The sequence below is a fragment of the Bartonella sp. MR63HLJHH genome (genome assembly GCF_042194155.1).
GTDB lineage: Bacteria > Pseudomonadota > Alphaproteobacteria > Rhizobiales > Rhizobiaceae > Bartonella > Bartonella grahamii.
The window spans coordinates 18,464-35,993 of record NZ_JBHIMN010000009.1 but is presented as its reverse complement, the minus strand read 5'-3'; the positions used below and the strand labels follow the sequence as shown (position 1 = coordinate 35,993).

General features: G+C 39.5%; 14 protein-coding genes. All 14 read left to right on the top strand.

Annotated features, from left to right (window positions below):
• The first annotated feature begins 15 nt into the window (after positions 1-15).
• The 14 genes from ACFIKQ_RS07060 (at position 16) to ACFIKQ_RS06995 (ending at position 17,449) form a co-directional block, all read left to right on the top strand.
• Entirely contained in the window at positions 16-318 is a 303-nt protein-coding gene (locus tag ACFIKQ_RS07060; RefSeq protein ID WP_015856709.1) for a hypothetical protein, read from the top strand.
• Positions 272-976, top strand: a complete 705-nt coding sequence (locus ACFIKQ_RS07055; protein WP_273788313.1) for a virB8 family protein — start codon at positions 272-274, stop codon at positions 974-976. Before ACFIKQ_RS07060 ends, ACFIKQ_RS07055 begins: the two co-directional genes overlap by 47 nt.
• Positions 973-1,839: a P-type conjugative transfer protein VirB9 gene (gene virB9, locus ACFIKQ_RS07050; RefSeq protein WP_375636374.1), complete on the top strand. Its 867-nt coding sequence runs from the start codon at positions 973-975 to the stop codon at positions 1,837-1,839. The genes ACFIKQ_RS07055 and virB9 overlap by 4 nt, the downstream gene beginning before the upstream one ends.
• Positions 1,832-2,992 carry a type IV secretion system protein VirB10 gene (gene virB10 / locus ACFIKQ_RS07045; protein ID WP_375636372.1) on the top strand — a complete coding sequence of 387 codons (1,161 nt, stop codon included), beginning with the start codon at positions 1,832-1,834 and terminating at the stop codon, positions 2,990-2,992. The genes virB9 and virB10 overlap by 8 nt, the downstream gene beginning before the upstream one ends.
• Complete coding sequence (virB11, locus tag ACFIKQ_RS07040; RefSeq protein ID WP_015856713.1) at positions 2,989-4,059, top strand: P-type DNA transfer ATPase VirB11; 1,071 nt, start codon at positions 2,989-2,991, stop codon at positions 4,057-4,059. The genes virB10 and virB11 overlap by 4 nt, the downstream gene beginning before the upstream one ends.
• A 65-nt stretch (positions 4,060-4,124) precedes the next feature.
• Positions 4,125-4,340 (top strand): antitoxin VbhA family protein, encoded by a 216-nt coding sequence (locus tag ACFIKQ_RS07035; protein ID WP_375620165.1) that lies wholly within the window; start codon positions 4,125-4,127, stop codon positions 4,338-4,340.
• Between the two features lie 10 nt (positions 4,341-4,350).
• On the top strand, positions 4,351-5,985 hold the full coding sequence (locus tag ACFIKQ_RS07030) for a BID domain-containing T4SS effector (protein ID WP_375656185.1): 1,635 nt from the start codon (positions 4,351-4,353) through the stop codon (positions 5,983-5,985).
• Positions 5,986-6,139: 154 nt separating this feature from the next.
• The gene (gene traG / locus ACFIKQ_RS07025; RefSeq protein WP_375636367.1) at positions 6,140-8,056 is read left to right on the top strand and encodes a Ti-type conjugative transfer system protein TraG; all 1,917 of its coding nucleotides are present in this window, start codon (positions 6,140-6,142) and stop codon (positions 8,054-8,056) included.
• Positions 8,057-9,078: 1,022 nt separating this feature from the next.
• Positions 9,079-9,282, top strand: coding sequence for a hypothetical protein (locus ACFIKQ_RS07020; RefSeq protein WP_375636365.1), 204 nt, complete (start codon positions 9,079-9,081; stop codon positions 9,280-9,282).
• 10 nt (positions 9,283-9,292) lie between these two features.
• Complete coding sequence (locus tag ACFIKQ_RS07015; protein WP_375656184.1) at positions 9,293-10,891, top strand: BID domain-containing T4SS effector; 1,599 nt, start codon at positions 9,293-9,295, stop codon at positions 10,889-10,891.
• A 313-nt stretch (positions 10,892-11,204) separates the two neighbouring features.
• Positions 11,205-12,374: a BID domain-containing T4SS effector gene (locus ACFIKQ_RS07010; protein WP_375647472.1), complete on the top strand. Its 1,170-nt coding sequence runs from the start codon at positions 11,205-11,207 to the stop codon at positions 12,372-12,374.
• 321 nt (positions 12,375-12,695) lie between these two features.
• Positions 12,696-13,643: a BID domain-containing T4SS effector gene (locus ACFIKQ_RS07005; protein WP_375656183.1), complete on the top strand. Its 948-nt coding sequence runs from the start codon at positions 12,696-12,698 to the stop codon at positions 13,641-13,643.
• 325 nt (positions 13,644-13,968) lie between these two features.
• On the top strand, positions 13,969-15,252 hold the full coding sequence (locus ACFIKQ_RS07000; protein ID WP_375656182.1) for a BID domain-containing T4SS effector: 1,284 nt from the start codon (positions 13,969-13,971) through the stop codon (positions 15,250-15,252).
• Positions 15,253-15,454: 202 nt separating this feature from the next.
• Positions 15,455-17,449: a BID domain-containing T4SS effector gene (locus ACFIKQ_RS06995; RefSeq protein ID WP_375636356.1), complete on the top strand. Its 1,995-nt coding sequence runs from the start codon at positions 15,455-15,457 to the stop codon at positions 17,447-17,449.
• The last annotated feature ends 81 nt before the right edge of the window (positions 17,450-17,530 follow it).

The window sequence follows — 17,530 nt, the reverse complement described above, 5'->3', positions numbered from 1 at the left end:
TTGTGAGTTCAAAAAATGAAACGAAAAATAACTTTTGTTATGGTCCTAACAATCGCTCTTACTGGTTGTGCCTCTTTGAGTGGCCCCAAAAAACCACCACGCTGCAATGGCAAACATACCCGTGCTTTAAATAAAGATAAGTGGAATTGGGACAATCAAAACGTTGTCCACCCAGAAAAGAGCGTAAGGACTGTTACCACTCCCATCATTCTCAATACTTTAGAAAGTGAAAAAGCAACAGCCAATTCAGCTTTATTAAAGCCGGTTATTCATGAAGCACGATCTGATAAAACTGTGGAGGTTACGCGTGAAAAGTGATGCCCTTGAAGAATATATAAAAGAAGCGCGCTCATTTGACATTGATCGCATGCATAGCATGCGCGTGCGAATGAAAATTTCCATGGCTTTAACAGTGCTTTTTGGATTGATGACGATTGCGCTGGCTTTAGCTGTCGCAGCTTTGACGCCTTTAAAAACGGTAGAGCCTTTTGTTATCCGCGTCGATAACTCAACAGGCATTATTGATACTGTAAGCGCCCTCAAAGAATCCCCTAACGACTATGATGAAGCGATAACGCGTTATTTTGCCAGCCAATATGTTCGTGCCCGTGAAGGTTTTCAAGCATCAGAAGCAGAAAACAATTTTCGCTTAGTTTCTCTTTTATCTTCTCCAAAAGAACAAAACCGTTTTGCAAAATGGTACGCGGGCAATAATCCAGAAAGTCCGCAAAATATTTATCATAACATGATTGCTACCGTCACAATAAAATCAATCTCTTTTATAAGCAAAGATCTTATCCAAGTTCGTTACTATAAAACGGTCAGAGACTTTAATGAAAAAGAAAATATTTCCCATTGGATTTCAATATTAAATTTTTCCTACGTGAACGCACACATTTCAACGTCTGATCGTCTCATCAACCCTCTTGGTTTTCAAGTATCGGAATATAGATCTGATCCAGAGGTGATAAAATGATCAGACTTTTACAAACAACCTTTTTAATTTTTACGATCACTCTCAACTTTCACACTGTCCTCTCACTTGCAGAAACAGCGCCTGTCAGTGCACGTAAAGATAACCGCATCAGATTTGTCAATTATGACCCCTACAACGTCGTACAAATCATTGGCTCCATTCGCTCTTCAGTTCAGCTGGAATTTGCCGATGATGAAGAAGTAACCTATGTAGGAATTGGAAATTCCGTTGCTTGGCAAGTTGCACCGGCTGGTCACTTTGTTTTTCTCAAACCACGTGAAATCCAACCTGTGACCAATTTACAAATTGTCACAAGCCGTCAAGATGGAACACAACGATCTTATCAATTCGAGCTGCAAATCCGTGAAGGCGATGTTTCAGCTGGCAATGAGACATATTTCTTGGTAAAGTTTCGTTATCCAGAAGATGAAGCCTTGCGTAAGAAATTAGCCGAAGCAGAAAAAGCAAAACAACGTGAAGAAAACTTTGTCAATGATGTTTTAAATATCCATGAAGATTTTGGACCACGCAATTGGGCTTATGAAGCCCAAGGTTCATCCCTCATTGAACCTGCTTCTGTCTATGATAATGGAAAAACAACAACCTTTACCTTTTTAGGCAACATTGAAATCCCTGCCATTTACATTGTATCGCCTGATGGGCAAGAAGCGCTTATTCCCAAATCAATTAAAGGCAACAAGGTTATTGTTCATGCAACAGCTGCACAATTCACGCTACGGCGTGGGAATGAAGTATTGTGCATCTTTAATAAAAGGTTCGTACCAGAAGGAATTAACCCTGAAACAGGTACGACATCACCATCTGTACAACGTAAAGTGAACCTAGGAAGCAGCCATGAATAACACCGTGGATGAAAAAAGCATTAATGATCGCGATACAATAAAAAATGCTCAAGGAAAAAGTCAACAGAACAATGCAGGAAAAGCTATTGCTCTTATTATTCTTTTCAGTGTCTGTCTTTATTTAGCCTATTCAACACTTGTTACAGAAAAAAAACAACCAATTGAATCTTCAAAAGAAGGAAAAGTTATAAAACAAACAGAGCTTTTTCGCCCTGCAAAGCCTACCCCTTCCCCCCTTGAACAGCCTCAACGAAATAACGCTCTATTGCCAAAAGTCGAGCTACCAACACCAAACATCAATCAATTAAATTCTGATGACTCACTGTTGGAAGCAGCACAACGTGCTCCTGTATTAGCTTATGCAAATACACAACAAGGCAAAATAGATTCACAAACAAATAATGGTGTTTTGCCTCACCAACTTGAAAGTAAACCTGATGAAACGACACAACGTTTTAATCATCTTCTCAAACCCACAGTGCTTGAAGGTATTCGTGCTTCAACCCTTGGCAATCGAAACTACATCATCGCGATGGGAACTTCTATCCCTTGTATTTTAGAAACAGCCATCAACAGTGATCAACAAGGTTTTGCCAGCTGTATCGTTTCCAGAGATATCTTATCAGACAATGGTCGTGTTGTCCTTCTCGATAAAGGTACCCAAATTGTTGGTGAATATCGCGCCGGATTGAAAAAAGGCCAAACACGTCTCTTTGTGCTATGGAATAGAGCAAAAACCCCTAATGGTATCATTATATCCTTAGCTTCACCTGCAACAGACAGTTTAGGGCGTTCTGGTATAGATGGAGATATTGATAACCATTGGTTAGAGAGGATTGGATCTGCGCTTCTTGTTTCCCTGATAAAAGATGTGACAAACTATGCCAATAAACGTTTAGCAAAAAAACAAGAAAAAGAAGAAACTGAAACAATCTCTTCAGGACAAAATATTGCAAATATTGTCGTCGAAAATTATGCCAATATTCCTCCAACATTATCCAAAAACCAAGGAGAAATGGTGAATATCTTTGTTGCCCGCGATTTGGATTTTTCCAGCGTCTATAAATTGAAAGTCATCGAAAATAAAAAACAGATTACCAATCGAGCTGTTTCAAGAAACTTTTACAAAAATTCTGTGATACCTTTAAAATGAACTCAAACTTACATACCATGAGCGATGAAACCATCGCGATTGTTCTCACAAAACTTGAACCCATCCGTGCTTTTTTGAAAGATGAAAGCCTTTTTGAAATTGTTATCAATCGTCCCTACCAAGTAATGACGGAAGGTATTGATGGATGGAAAACTATAGAAGCACCGGCTCTCTCTTTTAATGAGCTTATGGGGATTGCAAAAGTTGTCGCGTCCTATTCCAAGCAAAACATATCAGACAAGAATCCAATATTATCGGCTACTCTGCCAGGTAATGAGCGCATTCAAGTTGTTATTCCGCCGGCTGTCGAAAAAAACACGATTAGTATGACAATTCGCAAACCATCATCGCAAAGTTTTTCTCTCGAAGAGCTCGCGAATAAAGGTCTGTTTTCGCTCTGTGAACAGATATCTTTCACGCCATTGAATGATTATCTTTCTCGTTTTAACGAACTCAAAATCATCGAGCATAACTTAGCTCATGCCTACTGCAATAAAGACTTTGTCTCCTTTTTAAATCAAGCTGTAAAATGCCAGAAAAATATTTTAATTGCAGGAAAAACTGGTTCGGGTAAAACAACATTATCAAAAGCATTAATCGCCAAAATTCCTCAAGAAGAGCGTATTATCACCATTGAAGATACACAAGAATTGGTGATACCGCACCCTAATCATGTCTCGATGTTCTATTCAAAAGATGGACAAGGCTTAGCCTCTGTTGGACCCAAAGAATTGCTTGAATCATCTTTACGGATGCGTCCTGATCGTATTCTTTTGCAAGAACTTAGAGATGGTACAGCCTTTTATTATATCCGCAATGTCAATTCAGGTCATCCAGGTTCCATTACAACTGTTCATGCCTCAACAGCCCTTGCTGCCTTTGAGCAAATGACCCTTTTGGTCAAAGAAAGTGACGGAGGAGGTGATTTAGAGCGTGATGATATTCGAGGACTGTTGATTTCAATGATTGATATCATCATCCAATGCAAACGGGTTGAAGGAAAATTTAAGGTCACAGAAATTTATTATGATCCCTTCAAACAACGAAACATCTTTGGAGGAGACTAAAAGAAGATCACATCGGCTGCTAAAGGCTCTTTTAAAGCAACGATTGCACATAAAAGGAAAAATACATGAAAACCAAAGCAACAGAAAACAGCGAAAATCTTTTATCGATGACAGTGGAAGAATTAAAACAACGCCGTGAAGCGGTTGAAGCAGCCATCAGCACTCATGCAATAGAGGGAATAGCGCTACATTCCAAAACGCTAAAAATTTTAGAAGAATATGCAAGGGGGAATATTTCACTCGAGGAATTTAATACTCTCATGGACAACGTAACATTATAAGGAAGCTACGATGCCAAAAGCAAAAGAAAAAACAAGAAATATACAGACAGTTTCTCCCCATCATTATGTCTACCCGAACACCACAACACTCAAAAATAAATATGGAATAAAAAACTTGAAATCCTTTCTGGAGAAATGCTCGCATGATACAGCAAAAGCGATGGTTAATCTGCGTGAAGCCCCCCTACCAGAAAAATTTGATACCTCCTATCTATGCTCTATTCATTATCAGTTATTTAAAAATACCTTTGAATGGGCTGGTCATCTTCGCCATCTTCCCTTTACATTTGAAGATGGTACCACAGCCGCTATGCCCGAAATGAAAAGAACAGGATGGGAAAATCCTTTTGCACTCGGTGATGAAATCCCTGAAGGTTTACAAAAATTAGATCAAACACTTGCCGAAAAAGATAATTTGCAAGGCTTAACGCGTGAGAAATTTAACTCTGAAGCAATAAGCTTATTTAACTTCCTTAACCAACTCCATCCTTTTAGAGAAGGCAACGGACGTACACAACGGGTCTTTTTTGAAAAGCTCGCTCAAGCAGCAGGCCATCAGCTTGATTTTTCACTTGTTACAAAAGAACGCATGATGCTCGCCAGTGTTGCTGTAGCAGAAAATGGTGATCTAGAACCAATGCAACATCTATTTGAGGATATCTCTAATCCCAATAAAATACTTCTTTTAAAGGAATTCATGAACAACATGAAAGAACTTGGGCGCAATGTTAATGATCGTCCCGTTATGGTTGCAAAAGAAGGTGAAACCTACACAGGAATGTATAGAGGTGCTGGTTATGATAGCTTTGCATTCAATGTGAAAGGGGCTTATATCATCGGCAATAAAGAGCATCTCACACCAGAACAACTCAAAACATTAAAACCCGGTGACAAATTTACCTTTACAGTTCCAAAAACAAAAGAGCTTGAAAGCATTCTCATTCCAGAAGAAAGACTAGCTCCTTTGACAGAAAATAAAAAAGCCGAAATGGTTGCAGAAGATTCTTGCGTCCACGCAAGCCTAAAACAGGTCCAGAAATTGGCAAAAATTGTTTATGGTAAAGAAAAAATATTAGATAAACAGATGGTAGATATCATCAAAAATCCAAGCTTAGGCCAACAGCTCGCCAACCAGATTGAAAGAGCACCACACTCTGTTTCTCATCTTGCAGGTTTCAGTTTATGCGGACTACAAAATCAAGCACGTGCAAACGCTAAAAATCATCTTGAGATGCTCTGTACTACCGTTGCAAATTTCGCCCATGCTGTAAAACATGCAGAGAAGGAAATTACTCAAGAACATGCAACAGAACAAAGTCGTCGTGCAAAAATAGTAAAAATGCCAAGCAAAAGCTTACAAGAGCTCTTCACCTTGCCAAAAGAATTACAGCAAGAAGCTTTAGTAAAAAATCCTTTACTTCAAAAAGAGCTTACCGACTTTGTAAAAAACATTAATAGCCGTCTCTCACTAACTGAACATCAAGCTGTCAAAAATAATGAGTATGAAACACTGGCTCAAAGCATTGGTGTATCAGAAAATAAAGCCAAACAAATTACACAAACCGTTAAGCAAGCCAAAGAACTACATCAGCAAACACAAGTATGCACAATGCATCGTTCCAAAGCATTTTCTATGGCTTGCTAAGAATGGATAAAAGCTTCCTACTTTATAAGAAGGGCTCATAAACGAGAACTGTTTGGCGTCATCTGCGCTTTTTCAAAAAAGAGAGAGTTTAATATCACACACCTGAAAAAAGAGCTTTTAGCAGCATAGTCTGATAGAATTGAAAGTAAATACAATGAAATATACCAAGACACAAATGGTGCTCATTTTAACACCAATCGCTTTAGGTGCTTTAACGATATTCCTTGTTCCTCATTTTTTGTTGTTTATAACAAATGGACTAAAGAGCAATCAAATTTATTGGACTCTTCGTTCAGAACCTTTACTAGTCCTAGCACTAACAGCTGCTGTGTCATTGTTTTATAGTCTCTCGCAAAAGCTGCACTTACGTAAAGGAATTACTTTCGTTTCCCTTATCTTTTTTGGAACCACAGCTCTTTACTATATTGGTGGAGAAATAAAACGTTTAGGTCCCTATGTTGGACAACAAGGAATAACGTGGAATTATGCGCTTCAATTCATGGACCCCATGGTTGTCTTTGGCATCATCATTGGTGGTTTTTTTTCCATTATTCAATTCATAACAACCTCTCCACCTAAAAATAAGGTCAAGCGTGCAAAAAAAGGTGTGTTTGGTGAATCCGCATGGATGAATTTAAGAGAGGCAGCGAAAATTTTTCCTGCCAATGGGCAAATTGTTGTGGGGGAAAGATACCGTGTTGATCAAGATAATGTGTGCAAAATTCCCTTTTCACCTGGCAATAAAACAACATGGGGAAAGGGGGGAACAGCCCCTTTGCTAACCTTTAATCTTGATTTTGGTTCAACTCATATGATCTTTTTTGCTGGTTCTGGTGGCTATAAAACCACAAGTACAGTAGTTCCCACGTGTCTAACCTATCCAGGGTCTATTATTTGTCTTGATCCTTCAACAGAAGTTGCCCCAATGGTCAAATTTGCGCGTCAAAAGATGGGGAATAGAAATGTCATTGTTCTCGATCCCAATTCATTTTTAACAAAAAATTTTAATGTCATTGATTGGCTTTTAGACGACAGCGTACCACGCACACAACGCGAAGCAAATATTGTAAGCTTTTCTAAATTGCTTCTTACAGATAAAAAATCAGACAATTCTTCAGCGGAATATTTCTCGACACAAGCTCATAACCTTTTAACAGCCCTTCTTGCTCATGTTATATTTTCTGATGAATATAAAGACAATGAGCGCAATTTAAAAACATTGCGTGGAATTCTCTCTCAATCAGAAACAGCTGTTGTCAATCAACTACGTATGATTCAAGAAACAACACCTTCTCCTTTTATTCGCGAAATGGTTGGTATTTTTACAGAAATGGCAGAGCAAACCTTTTCAGGAGTCTATACAACCGCATCAAAAGACACTCAATGGCTTTCTTTGTCCAATTACGCAGATCTTGTCTGCGGAGATGATTTTTTTTCCTCAGATATTACAAATGGCAATACAGATGTTTTTCTCAATCTCCCCGCAAGCATTTTAAACAGTTATCCAGCTATTGGACGCGTGATTATTGGCGCTTTTCTCAATGCCATGGTTACAGCAGACGGTAACTATAAAAAGCGTGTTTTATTTGTCTTAGATGAAGTTGATCTTCTAGGCTATATGAATATTTTAGAAGAAGCGCGCGATCGTGGACGTAAATACGGTACATCTTTAATGCTTTTTTATCAATCCTCTGGTCAGTTGGTCAATCACTTTGGAGAAGCTGGAGCACGTTCATGGTTTGAAAGCTGCTCCTTTGTCAGCTATGCTGCCATTAAAGACCTCCAAACTGCCAAAGACATTTCAGAACGCTGTGGCCAAATGACTGTTGAAGTAACCGGAACAAGCAAATCAAGAGGCTTATCTTTAGGAAAGAGTTCATACAACGTCAATTACCAACAAAGAGCTCTGATTTTACCCCATGAGGTTATTCAAGAAATGCGTCAAGATGAACAAATTATTCTTATGCAAGGACAACCTCCTTTGCGATGTGGTCGCGCCATCTATTTCAGAAGAAAAGAAATGTTAGCCGCAGCTGCCAAAAACCGCTTTGCCCCACAAAAGAAAAACTAGCCTCCTATTATGAGATCTTGACTATGAAAAGAACAACAACAAAAACAATATACATTTCTGTTTTTTAAAAGCCCGTTAACAAAAAGTTTTTGCCCACTTCCTCACACACATAGGGAAAACATGATAAAAAAACCGTGTTTTTTCCTTTTTGTATTTTGTGTATTGTTTTACCAGCGCCCATCGTCTTTATAAAAAACACCAATCCCCTCAAATCACCTATAACTAAACCAACATCTCCACTGAGGAAAGCCTGTAAATACATTCCTACAAAGCTTTTTGTGTATAATTTATCCCCTACAAAAAACCCAAAATTTAATCTTTGAGATAAGAACTCTCAAGACACCTACACTCAAGAACATCGATTTTTTCCAAAAAAATATTTTAGATATGCATCAAAATGAATAAATCGTTCTTATACAAACTTTTACCCCTTTACGATATCATAAAGTGTTCTATTTTAAAGATAAAGCGCTGAAAAAAGGCTTTTCTCCCCAACTAAAGAAAGGGTTTCCTCTCTTATGGATCTTAAAGCAGCGCAATACGATAAGAGTAACAATACAAAATAAAAAACAATTTGTTTCAAAAATACACAAACAAGATGTTCATATGGCAAGATGTTCATATGGAGCAATAAGAAAAACATAATGGAGAAAAATTTTTGATGACTGCTTTTGCCCATAGATTCACTAATCTGAGTACTGTGTATGAAAAGTACCAACTCCATCCGCAAACCAAGAGCGATTGCACCCGCCATATCCACGATCTTCATCAAAGCGCTCTTGCAAATAACTTTGTTAAAAGTAAAAAACCAACAATTTTAAACAACATTTTTCTTTTTGACCTCTTCCTTACACCTCAAAGAATGAAGGTTTTATCCAGAGTCAATTTGTAGATAATCCATTTTCTGACCACTCATGGGATTCATATCAGCGCCCTCAATAACAGTATTTTACAGCACAAGATAATAAACAAAGGAAACATCAGAAAAGCTTTCCAAAAATAAATGAAAAAAGAAAATATACATGAAAACAATCACAACAGAACATTTGGCATTTCTCACACCAAAAACCTTTCAAAAGTATCACAAAACGATCGATACAACCATCCATACACTTGAGGGAAAAGCGCTCCCTCTCATAACACCAAAATCTCAAAAGAATACGCGAAGGGGAATTTTTCACATGCAGCGTTTAAGACGCTTATCAACCACCACCCCACCTACCTAGGAGAGATTATATGTTAGAGCAAAATTATTTATATAAAGGTACCCTAACACTCAAGAATAAATATGGCATAAAAGACCCCAAAAAACTGTATGAACGCTGTGCCCATGATACCGCCAGAGAAGCCATCAATTTTCGCCATGAACCACTTCCACAAAAATTTGATTCCACTTATTTAAAATTAATCCACTGGAGCCTCTTTCACAAAACTTTTGAATGGGCTGGAAAAACCCGCGATATATCCTTTACATTTGAAGACGGAACCTCTGCCCATATGCCGGCGATGCGTCCCAAAGGTTATGAAGTTCCTTTTGCTATTGGCTCACAGATAAAAAAAGAGTTAAAACAACTCGAAAAAACACTGAATGAGAAGAACAATTTAAAAGGTTTATCGCGCCAAGAATTTGCTGAAAATGCCGCTGAAGTTTTTATGGTGCTCGAGCACGCACATCCTTTCCGAAAAGGGAATGGGCGCGTAAATCGAATGTTTATGGAAAAACTTGGACAAGCAGCAGGACATCCCATTGACTTTTCTTTCATCACAAAAGGACGCATGACAGCAGCTTGTATTGAAGCCATGCAATATGGCAATCCCCAACCGATGAAAGATCTTTTTGAAGATATCACGCATCCGCAAAAATCCCTTGTTTTAAAAGAATTCATCTCCCAAATGAGAAATGCTGGACTGGATGAAATTAACAATCGTATTGTTGTTGCCGCAAAAGAAGGGATCCCCTATGAAGGCATCTTTAGAGGTTTTTCAGCAGAAGGTTTTGTCATGGAAGTAGACGGTGCTTTCGTCGTCGGCCACAAAGATGATCTCCCCCCAGAACTCGTCAAAACATTACTCAACGGTGCCCGCCTCTGCTTTCAAAAAAACAACGTTCAAAGCTTACAAGAAACACTGATCCCAAAAGAGACATTAGCACCTCTCACACATGAAGAGTTATTCACAAGGATTTCACATGACCCTTATGTTGAAGCATGCCGAAAAGAAATCGAAAATTTATCAAAGACTGTTTATGGTAAAGCCCACGCATTAAAGACAAAAACGGATATCTTAACGGCAGATCCAAACTTCGGAAATCAGTTTGCCAATGAAATTTTACAAAACCCTCAATCAATTTCTAAACTTGCAGGAAGAAAAATACTTGACATGAAAAGTCCAAATCGCAGACAGGCGGAACAAACTGCTCCACAACTCAGCCAAGCCCTTAAAAATTATGCCACAATAACAGAACAAACAAAAGAAGAAATTTTAGAGCAACATCAAAGAGAACAAAAACGCCTGAGCCACACTGTCGAAACACCTGGAAAAAATTTACAAAACCTGTTTGCCTTACCAGGAGAACAACAAAGAGAAGCTTTATTGCATTCTCGTTCACTGCGACAAGAACTCCATCACTTTTCGCGCCAACTACACAATCGTCTATCTTCAGAAGATCGTAAAGCCATACAAGAAAAAGATTATACCAGACTAGCTTGCCTACTTGGGACATCGGAAAGCAGAGCAAAAGAAATTGCGAATACTGTAAGGAACACCAAAGAAGCACAATGTCAAGCTCACACCTTAAAAGTTAATCGCTCTTCATCACTTGCTCTTACCGGCTAGAAACGCGTGAACTTTTGCCTTCCAACTAACTCTTGGCGCAAATCATTTTATCTCCATTGCGCCCACCAGTTGTTTTAGAATGTTACAAAAAACAGTCCTAAAAATGAATCCTGTAATTTACTATAACTTATTGATAAAATTTCATAAAAAAGCTGTATAAAAGACATAAATATCCACTATATACAAATATGAATAGCGCAAAATCTTTGGAGGTCATTCAATTCGATATCTGCCTTGTGTCTTACAGTTATCAAAAAGTGGGGAATGCGCCAAAGCCAAAGAGGTTTTCTAAAAATATTGAAAGGAAACAGCCATGAAAAAAAGTCACCCAACCGCTTCTACCAATATAGATGAACTAAGACAACAATTTGAACAACAAAATCTAGGAGCTTCTAATGTAGAAGACCTCTACGCAAAGGTTAATAAACCACCCAAAGAACAGCGCAACTCACAACAATATACACTTCAACAACCACCAAAAACGATCTATGCTCCCCAAAAGCCACTAGAACAACAAAACCTAGGAGCTTCTAAGGTAGAAGACCTCTACGCAAAGGTTAACAAACCACCCAAAGAACAGCGCAACCCACAACAATATACACTTCAACAACCACCAACAACGATCTATGCTCCCCAAAAGCCACTAGGAAATCCCTATGACAGACTTGGTGGAGAACCAAGTGATGGGCGACGCGCCGACAGACTCGTAGATCCCTATGCAGTAACCGATCTGGAGGCAAAAGGTTGGCAAACGTCCCCCTACGACACAGTTGGTGGAGATGCACAGGGTAGGCATTCTTCCCATGAACCAGAACATCTCTATGCAGAGCTTGAATTTGGTGAACGTGGTGGTCTCTCTCCCCAAAAATCACTCGAATCTGTCTATGCAACGGTTGGCATGGGGGCTGAAGGCAGGCAAGAATCTGAACAACGAGAAAATCCCATATATCAAGGCGTTGGCTCAGGCAAGATCTCCCCTCCCAGAACCCCAAAAGATGTTGTTACAACAAAGCTTTTACAAAATACAAGCTTTCAATATGGTGTAAGAGAAATCCAAGAGCGATGCAGAGTTGTTTATGGTAACGAGCATGCTTTGAATGGACCACTTGCGAAGATCCTTGATGATCCTCAAAATGCAGAACAAATCTTATGGGATCTTGCAGAAAATCCTCAAAGCGCTGGTAAGCTTGCAGGTCACAAAATACTTGGTGTAAAATCTCCAAGCCGCAGAGAAGCTGAAGAGGAGTTTACTCACCTTTGCTCAGCTCTTGAGAGACATATGCATAACACACAAAAGCTCCATAAACAATTTACACATGAACATGAAAGAGGTCAAAAACAAGAAAGTCCAGAAAGAGACCCAGAACACAGGCATCACCACCATCATCGTCGTCATCACACAAGAGGACAAGAACAAAATAGTCCAGAGCACAGCCCACAACGGCAAAGACATGGCGAAAAAGGAATGGCTTTTGCCATGTAAGTGAGCCCCCGTAAAGTACATAAATTTTTATTTTTCATTGAATTTCTTGGCGCAAATCGTTTCATTACGATTGCGCCAAGAGTTGTTTTAAAATATTATAAAAATAGTTCTAAAAGTGGATCCGTAATTTATCATAATTTATTGATAAAATTTCATAAAAAAACTGTATAAAAGACACAAAGGTCCGTCACACTGATCCTGAATAGCGCGAAATCTTTGGTGGTCATTCAGTTGGATATCTTCCTTTGTACAAAAGTTATCAAAACTAAAAGTGGGGAATGCACCAAAGAGGTTTTCTAAAAATATTGAAAGGAAACATGCATGAAAAAACATCATCCACACCCTTCTGCAAATCCAGAAGCCCTCTATGCAACAGTTAATAAACCAAACAGAGGAAACCAGCACACACCAACCCCAGAAGAGGAAGTTCTGTACGCGTCAGTTAGCAGTATTGCTCCTTCAAGGGGTAGACACCATCATCAAAGAAGAGAAGATCCTGAAACAGACTATACAGAGGTTGCTCCCCCAAAACACGAAGCTGAAGTTACATACGCGTCAGTTAGCAGTATTTCTCCTTCAAGGGGTAGACACCATCATCAAAGAAGAGAAGATCCTGAAACAGACTATACAGAGGTTGCTCCCCCAAAACACGAAGCTGAAGTTACATACGCATCAGTTAGCAGTATTTCTCCTTCAAAAGGTAGACACCATCATCAAAGAAGAGAAGATCCTGAAACAGACTATACAAAGGTTGCTCCGCAACAAAGAGGAAGACCTTCATCTTCCCTCACAGCTGAGCAAATAACTGTCATACTTTTAAAAAACCCACATGTCCAAGCTTATGGAGAAGAGGTTATGCACTGGGGTAAGGTCGTTTATGGCAATGACACGCTTTTCCAACAACACTTGCAAGGAATACTTACAGATCCCAGTAAAGGAAAAGACCTTTCAAATCAACTTGCTGAAAATCCTGAATCTATACATAAACTTGCTGGCCGCTCCGCACTTGGCTTAAAAAGTCAAACACGCAAAGCAGCTGAAGACGGTTTTAAACCACTCGTTGATGCTATTGATGGTTATACAAAGGCTGTAAAAGAGGCAAAGGAGAGGCTTTTGCAAACCCCTCAAGCGGAGCAAAGACGCCATCAAGAAAATTCTCAGCAAGCTGAAAGAGCTCATCATCGTCATCATCACACAAGAGGACAAAACCAGGAGAGTCCAGAGCACAGTCCTCAACGACAAAGACACGGTATGGCTTATGCCATGTAAGGGGTTATAAGCATAAAGACGATAGTTTTGTTTTTCATGTAATCTCTTGGCGTAAATCGTTTTATTGCGGTTGCGCCAAGAATTGTTTTATCTTGTGACAGAAAATAGTCCTAAAAATGGATTCAGTAATTGACTATAACTTATTGATAAAATTTCACAAAAAAACTGTATAAAAGACACAAAGTCCCATTACGATGGTGACAAATAGCGCCGATCTTTGGAGACCACTCAATTTTGATATCTTCTTATAAAAACCATAAAAATATAAAGGGCGAGAGTGTACACCAAAGAGGTTTTCTAAAACAATTCTTGAAAGGAAACATGCATGAAAAAAGATCACCCTCACCCTTTTTCATCCCCTTCAATACAAGAACTTATAGCGCTCTATGAAAAAGCGGCGGCAGAGGTTACAAGCCCAGAAAGCCTCTATAAAGAAGCTCCTTCACAAAGCAAAAGACTGTCATCCATACCGGAAAAAGATGAGGAAAGACAATCTCTTTTAAAAGAAGAAACTGTACATGAATCAACAAATCCAACAACGCTTCTAACAAGAGGTAGCTCTACCAAAAGGCAGCAAAAACCTGAAACGACACATTCAACAGTTACTTCACAAGTTTCTCTAAAAAGGGCAACAAGAGTTCTCTCAGAGGAAGAAATCATTCAATTGCTTCCACACCATTCATTGGTTCAAACATATCGAGAGGAAATCCAACGTTTATCCGCATGTGCATATGGAGATTCAAATATTTTGCAAGAAAAAATGCAGGAAATTCAAGAAAATCCCGCTGCAGGAAAGGAGCTCTCATGGCGCATGGCAGCCCATCCTGAAAGTATCGCTAAACTTTCAGGCACCAGTACGTTGGGCTTCAAAAATCGAACGCGCAAACAAGCGGAAGAAGATTTTTCCGCCCTTTGCGTCACCGTTGATTGTTATACAAAAGCTGTAAAACAGGCAAGAGAGAGTCTATCGCAATCTCCAGAGCAAGAACTCAAAAACTATGAACGTTTAATGGGAAAGGCAGCAGTCACTGAACTTCTGCAAAAACCAGATCAACGTGAAAAAGAAACTCTTTCAGAGGCAGAAATTTCTACCAAAATTCAACAACATTCAAAAGTCAAAAGGCACCATGCCCAGATCAAATATTGGTGCGAAGTTGTTTTTGGTAACGCAAACATTTTGCAATCACAAGTGGAAAAACTTTTCCAAAACCCTGAAACAATAGAAGCGCTCGCACAGCAACTTGTCGGAAATCCTCAATCTTTTCACAAGTACGCTGGTATCAGTCTTTGTGGCTTTAAAAATCAAGCACGCAGACACGCTGAAGCTGGTCTTTCTCACTTAATTGACGCCGCTGACAATTATGCAACGGCTGTAGAACAAGTAAGAGAGAGCATTTTGCAAACCGAGCAGGAAAAACAAAAACGCCATGAACCATCTTCTAAACGGACGCAAGATTTGCATCAACAACAACGCTTATCACAATCTGTTGAACGCACTGAGCATTCAACAGTAACTCATGAAGAAGCAACAACCTCTACTCAACAAAGAGAAACAGATTTTAGTCCTCGCAAAACTGCGATACCAAAAGCGATGGCTTTTGCGAGCTAATAAGTTTTCACATTGAATCTAACGTCTTGGCGCAACACATGGCAAAGGTCATTTGCGCCAAGAGAGCCAAATCTTGTGAACAATTCAGTTTCATATCCTCTCTCATAAAAGCAAGTGAAAAAGCATACAACAGAATAAAAACCAACGTACATTTTTAAATAGTATTTAAAAACAATATTGGAAGAGTTTGAAAGGAACATGTATGAAAAAAAGAAATCCTTCCCCTTTTATCACCGAAATGATGGAAAAATTTCAACAACAGACTGAACAATCCCCCACCAGAACCCCCCCTCCCCAAGTTTCTCAAAGTTTGCCAAAACCAACTGTACAAAAACGCCCAGAAAATTTATCACACCACCCAAAGATTGCTCCACCGCCCCCCCCACGCATGAAAAACCCAGTGCAAACCAGCACAATACCTCCTAGCACCAAAAACCAAGAGACGCCTCCCCCACAAAAAAAAGTGGCTCCGCCAAAACCTCCGCGTGCAAAAGAGAGACAACAACATAAACCAACAGCTCAAGAGTTCCCCTCCCTACAGACAAAAGTGGCTCCGCCCCCTCCTCCGCGCATGAGAGAAAAAACACAAACCGGCACAACAATCCCCAGTTCAAAAATCCCCAGCTCAAAAATCCAAGAAAACTCCTCTCCGCACACAAAAGCAGCGCCACAAAGACCTCCACGCGAAAAAGATAGGCAACAAAACAAACCAACAGTTCAAGAGTCCCCCTCCCTACAGACAAAAGTGGCTCCGCCAAAACCTCCGCGCATGAGAGAAAAAACACAAACCGGCACAACAATCCCCAGTTCAAAAATCCCCAGCTCAAAAATCCAAGAAAACTCCTCTCCGCACACAAAAGCAGCGCCACAAAGACCTCCACGCGAAAAAGATAGGCAACAAAACAAACCAACAGTTCAAGAAGAAGAAAGTCGCTATGCAACGCCTTCTCATCAGACGCCCCCACGCATGAGAGACAGAGTGCAAAACGGTGCAAAAATTCAGAATCCTGAAGCACACTACCCAAGTGTTAGACCCAAAACACCATCACATATGAAAGTCAGGCAACAAAGTAGTTCATCATCACAAGATAGTGGAACATATGCAGTACCTCCTTCACGAAAACCGCACCATATGGAAAACAGAAAACAAAGCGATGCTGCCATCCCAAAACCTGCCTCTCCACACACAGCAATTGAACAGCCAAAACCGTCTCACGGACAAAAAAAATCTATTAATACAATGGAACGAGAGCTATTACTCGTAGCATATCAAGAAGAAATACGATTTTTGTGCGAAAAGGTTTATGGCAACAAGCTTATTTTAGAAGAAAGAATAGAAGCAATCAAAGAAAACCCCGATATGGGAGAAAAGCTCTTATGGGATGTTACAGAACAGCCTAAGTCTATTTCTAAGCTTGCTGGTAAAAAAGTTCTGGGCATAAAAAATCATGCGCGCAGAAAAGCTGAAGAAAATCTTCCTACCCTACGTACTGCCATTAACGATTATGTGTATACTTTAAAATATACAAAAAGTGAAAAGATTTCACGAGGTTCTCACACGGAACAACAACACCAGCGACAAGCACAAGAGAAAGAGCCAATAAATCAACATTTACAAAATCCGCTCAATTCAGAAAAGAAAATAAAGCCTCTCTCAAATCAGGAAATTGCCCGCAGAGTTCAACAAGATCCATCGGTTCGATATGGTCAAAGAGAGATCGAATATTGGTGCGAAATTGTTTATAATGATCCATTTATTTTGCAATATAGAATAGAAGATATGCAAAAAATTCCAGAGATAGGAGAAGAGCTTGTATTTCAAATTGAAAACCCTTCTAGATCTTTTGCTCCGCTTGCTGGTAGGCAAGTCCTTGGCATAAAAAATGGAGCACGCAAAGCTGCTGAAGAAAATCTTCCTACCCTGTGTACCGCCATTAAGGATTATGCTGAAACTGTAAAACAGTTAAGAGAAACCATTGTGCAAAACCATCAGGCAGAACAACAAAAACGTCATCAACCGCTTAACGATCCCGATAAAAAATTGCAAAAGCAGCAAAACTTATCGCGGTCCCCGAAGTTACCTGAACGCTCAACAGCAAAGCAGCATCAAGAGGTTGCAGAAACTTCTAGACAAGAAGACCAGCCGCATGTTCGACCGCGCAGAGCCGAAACATCAAAAGCAATAGCTTTGTCGTGATAAATCTCCTAATTGTTGGCTTTTCATACAAAACTTTGGTGCAATTACCTTGCCAAGATTGCATCAAAGATGGTGTATAAA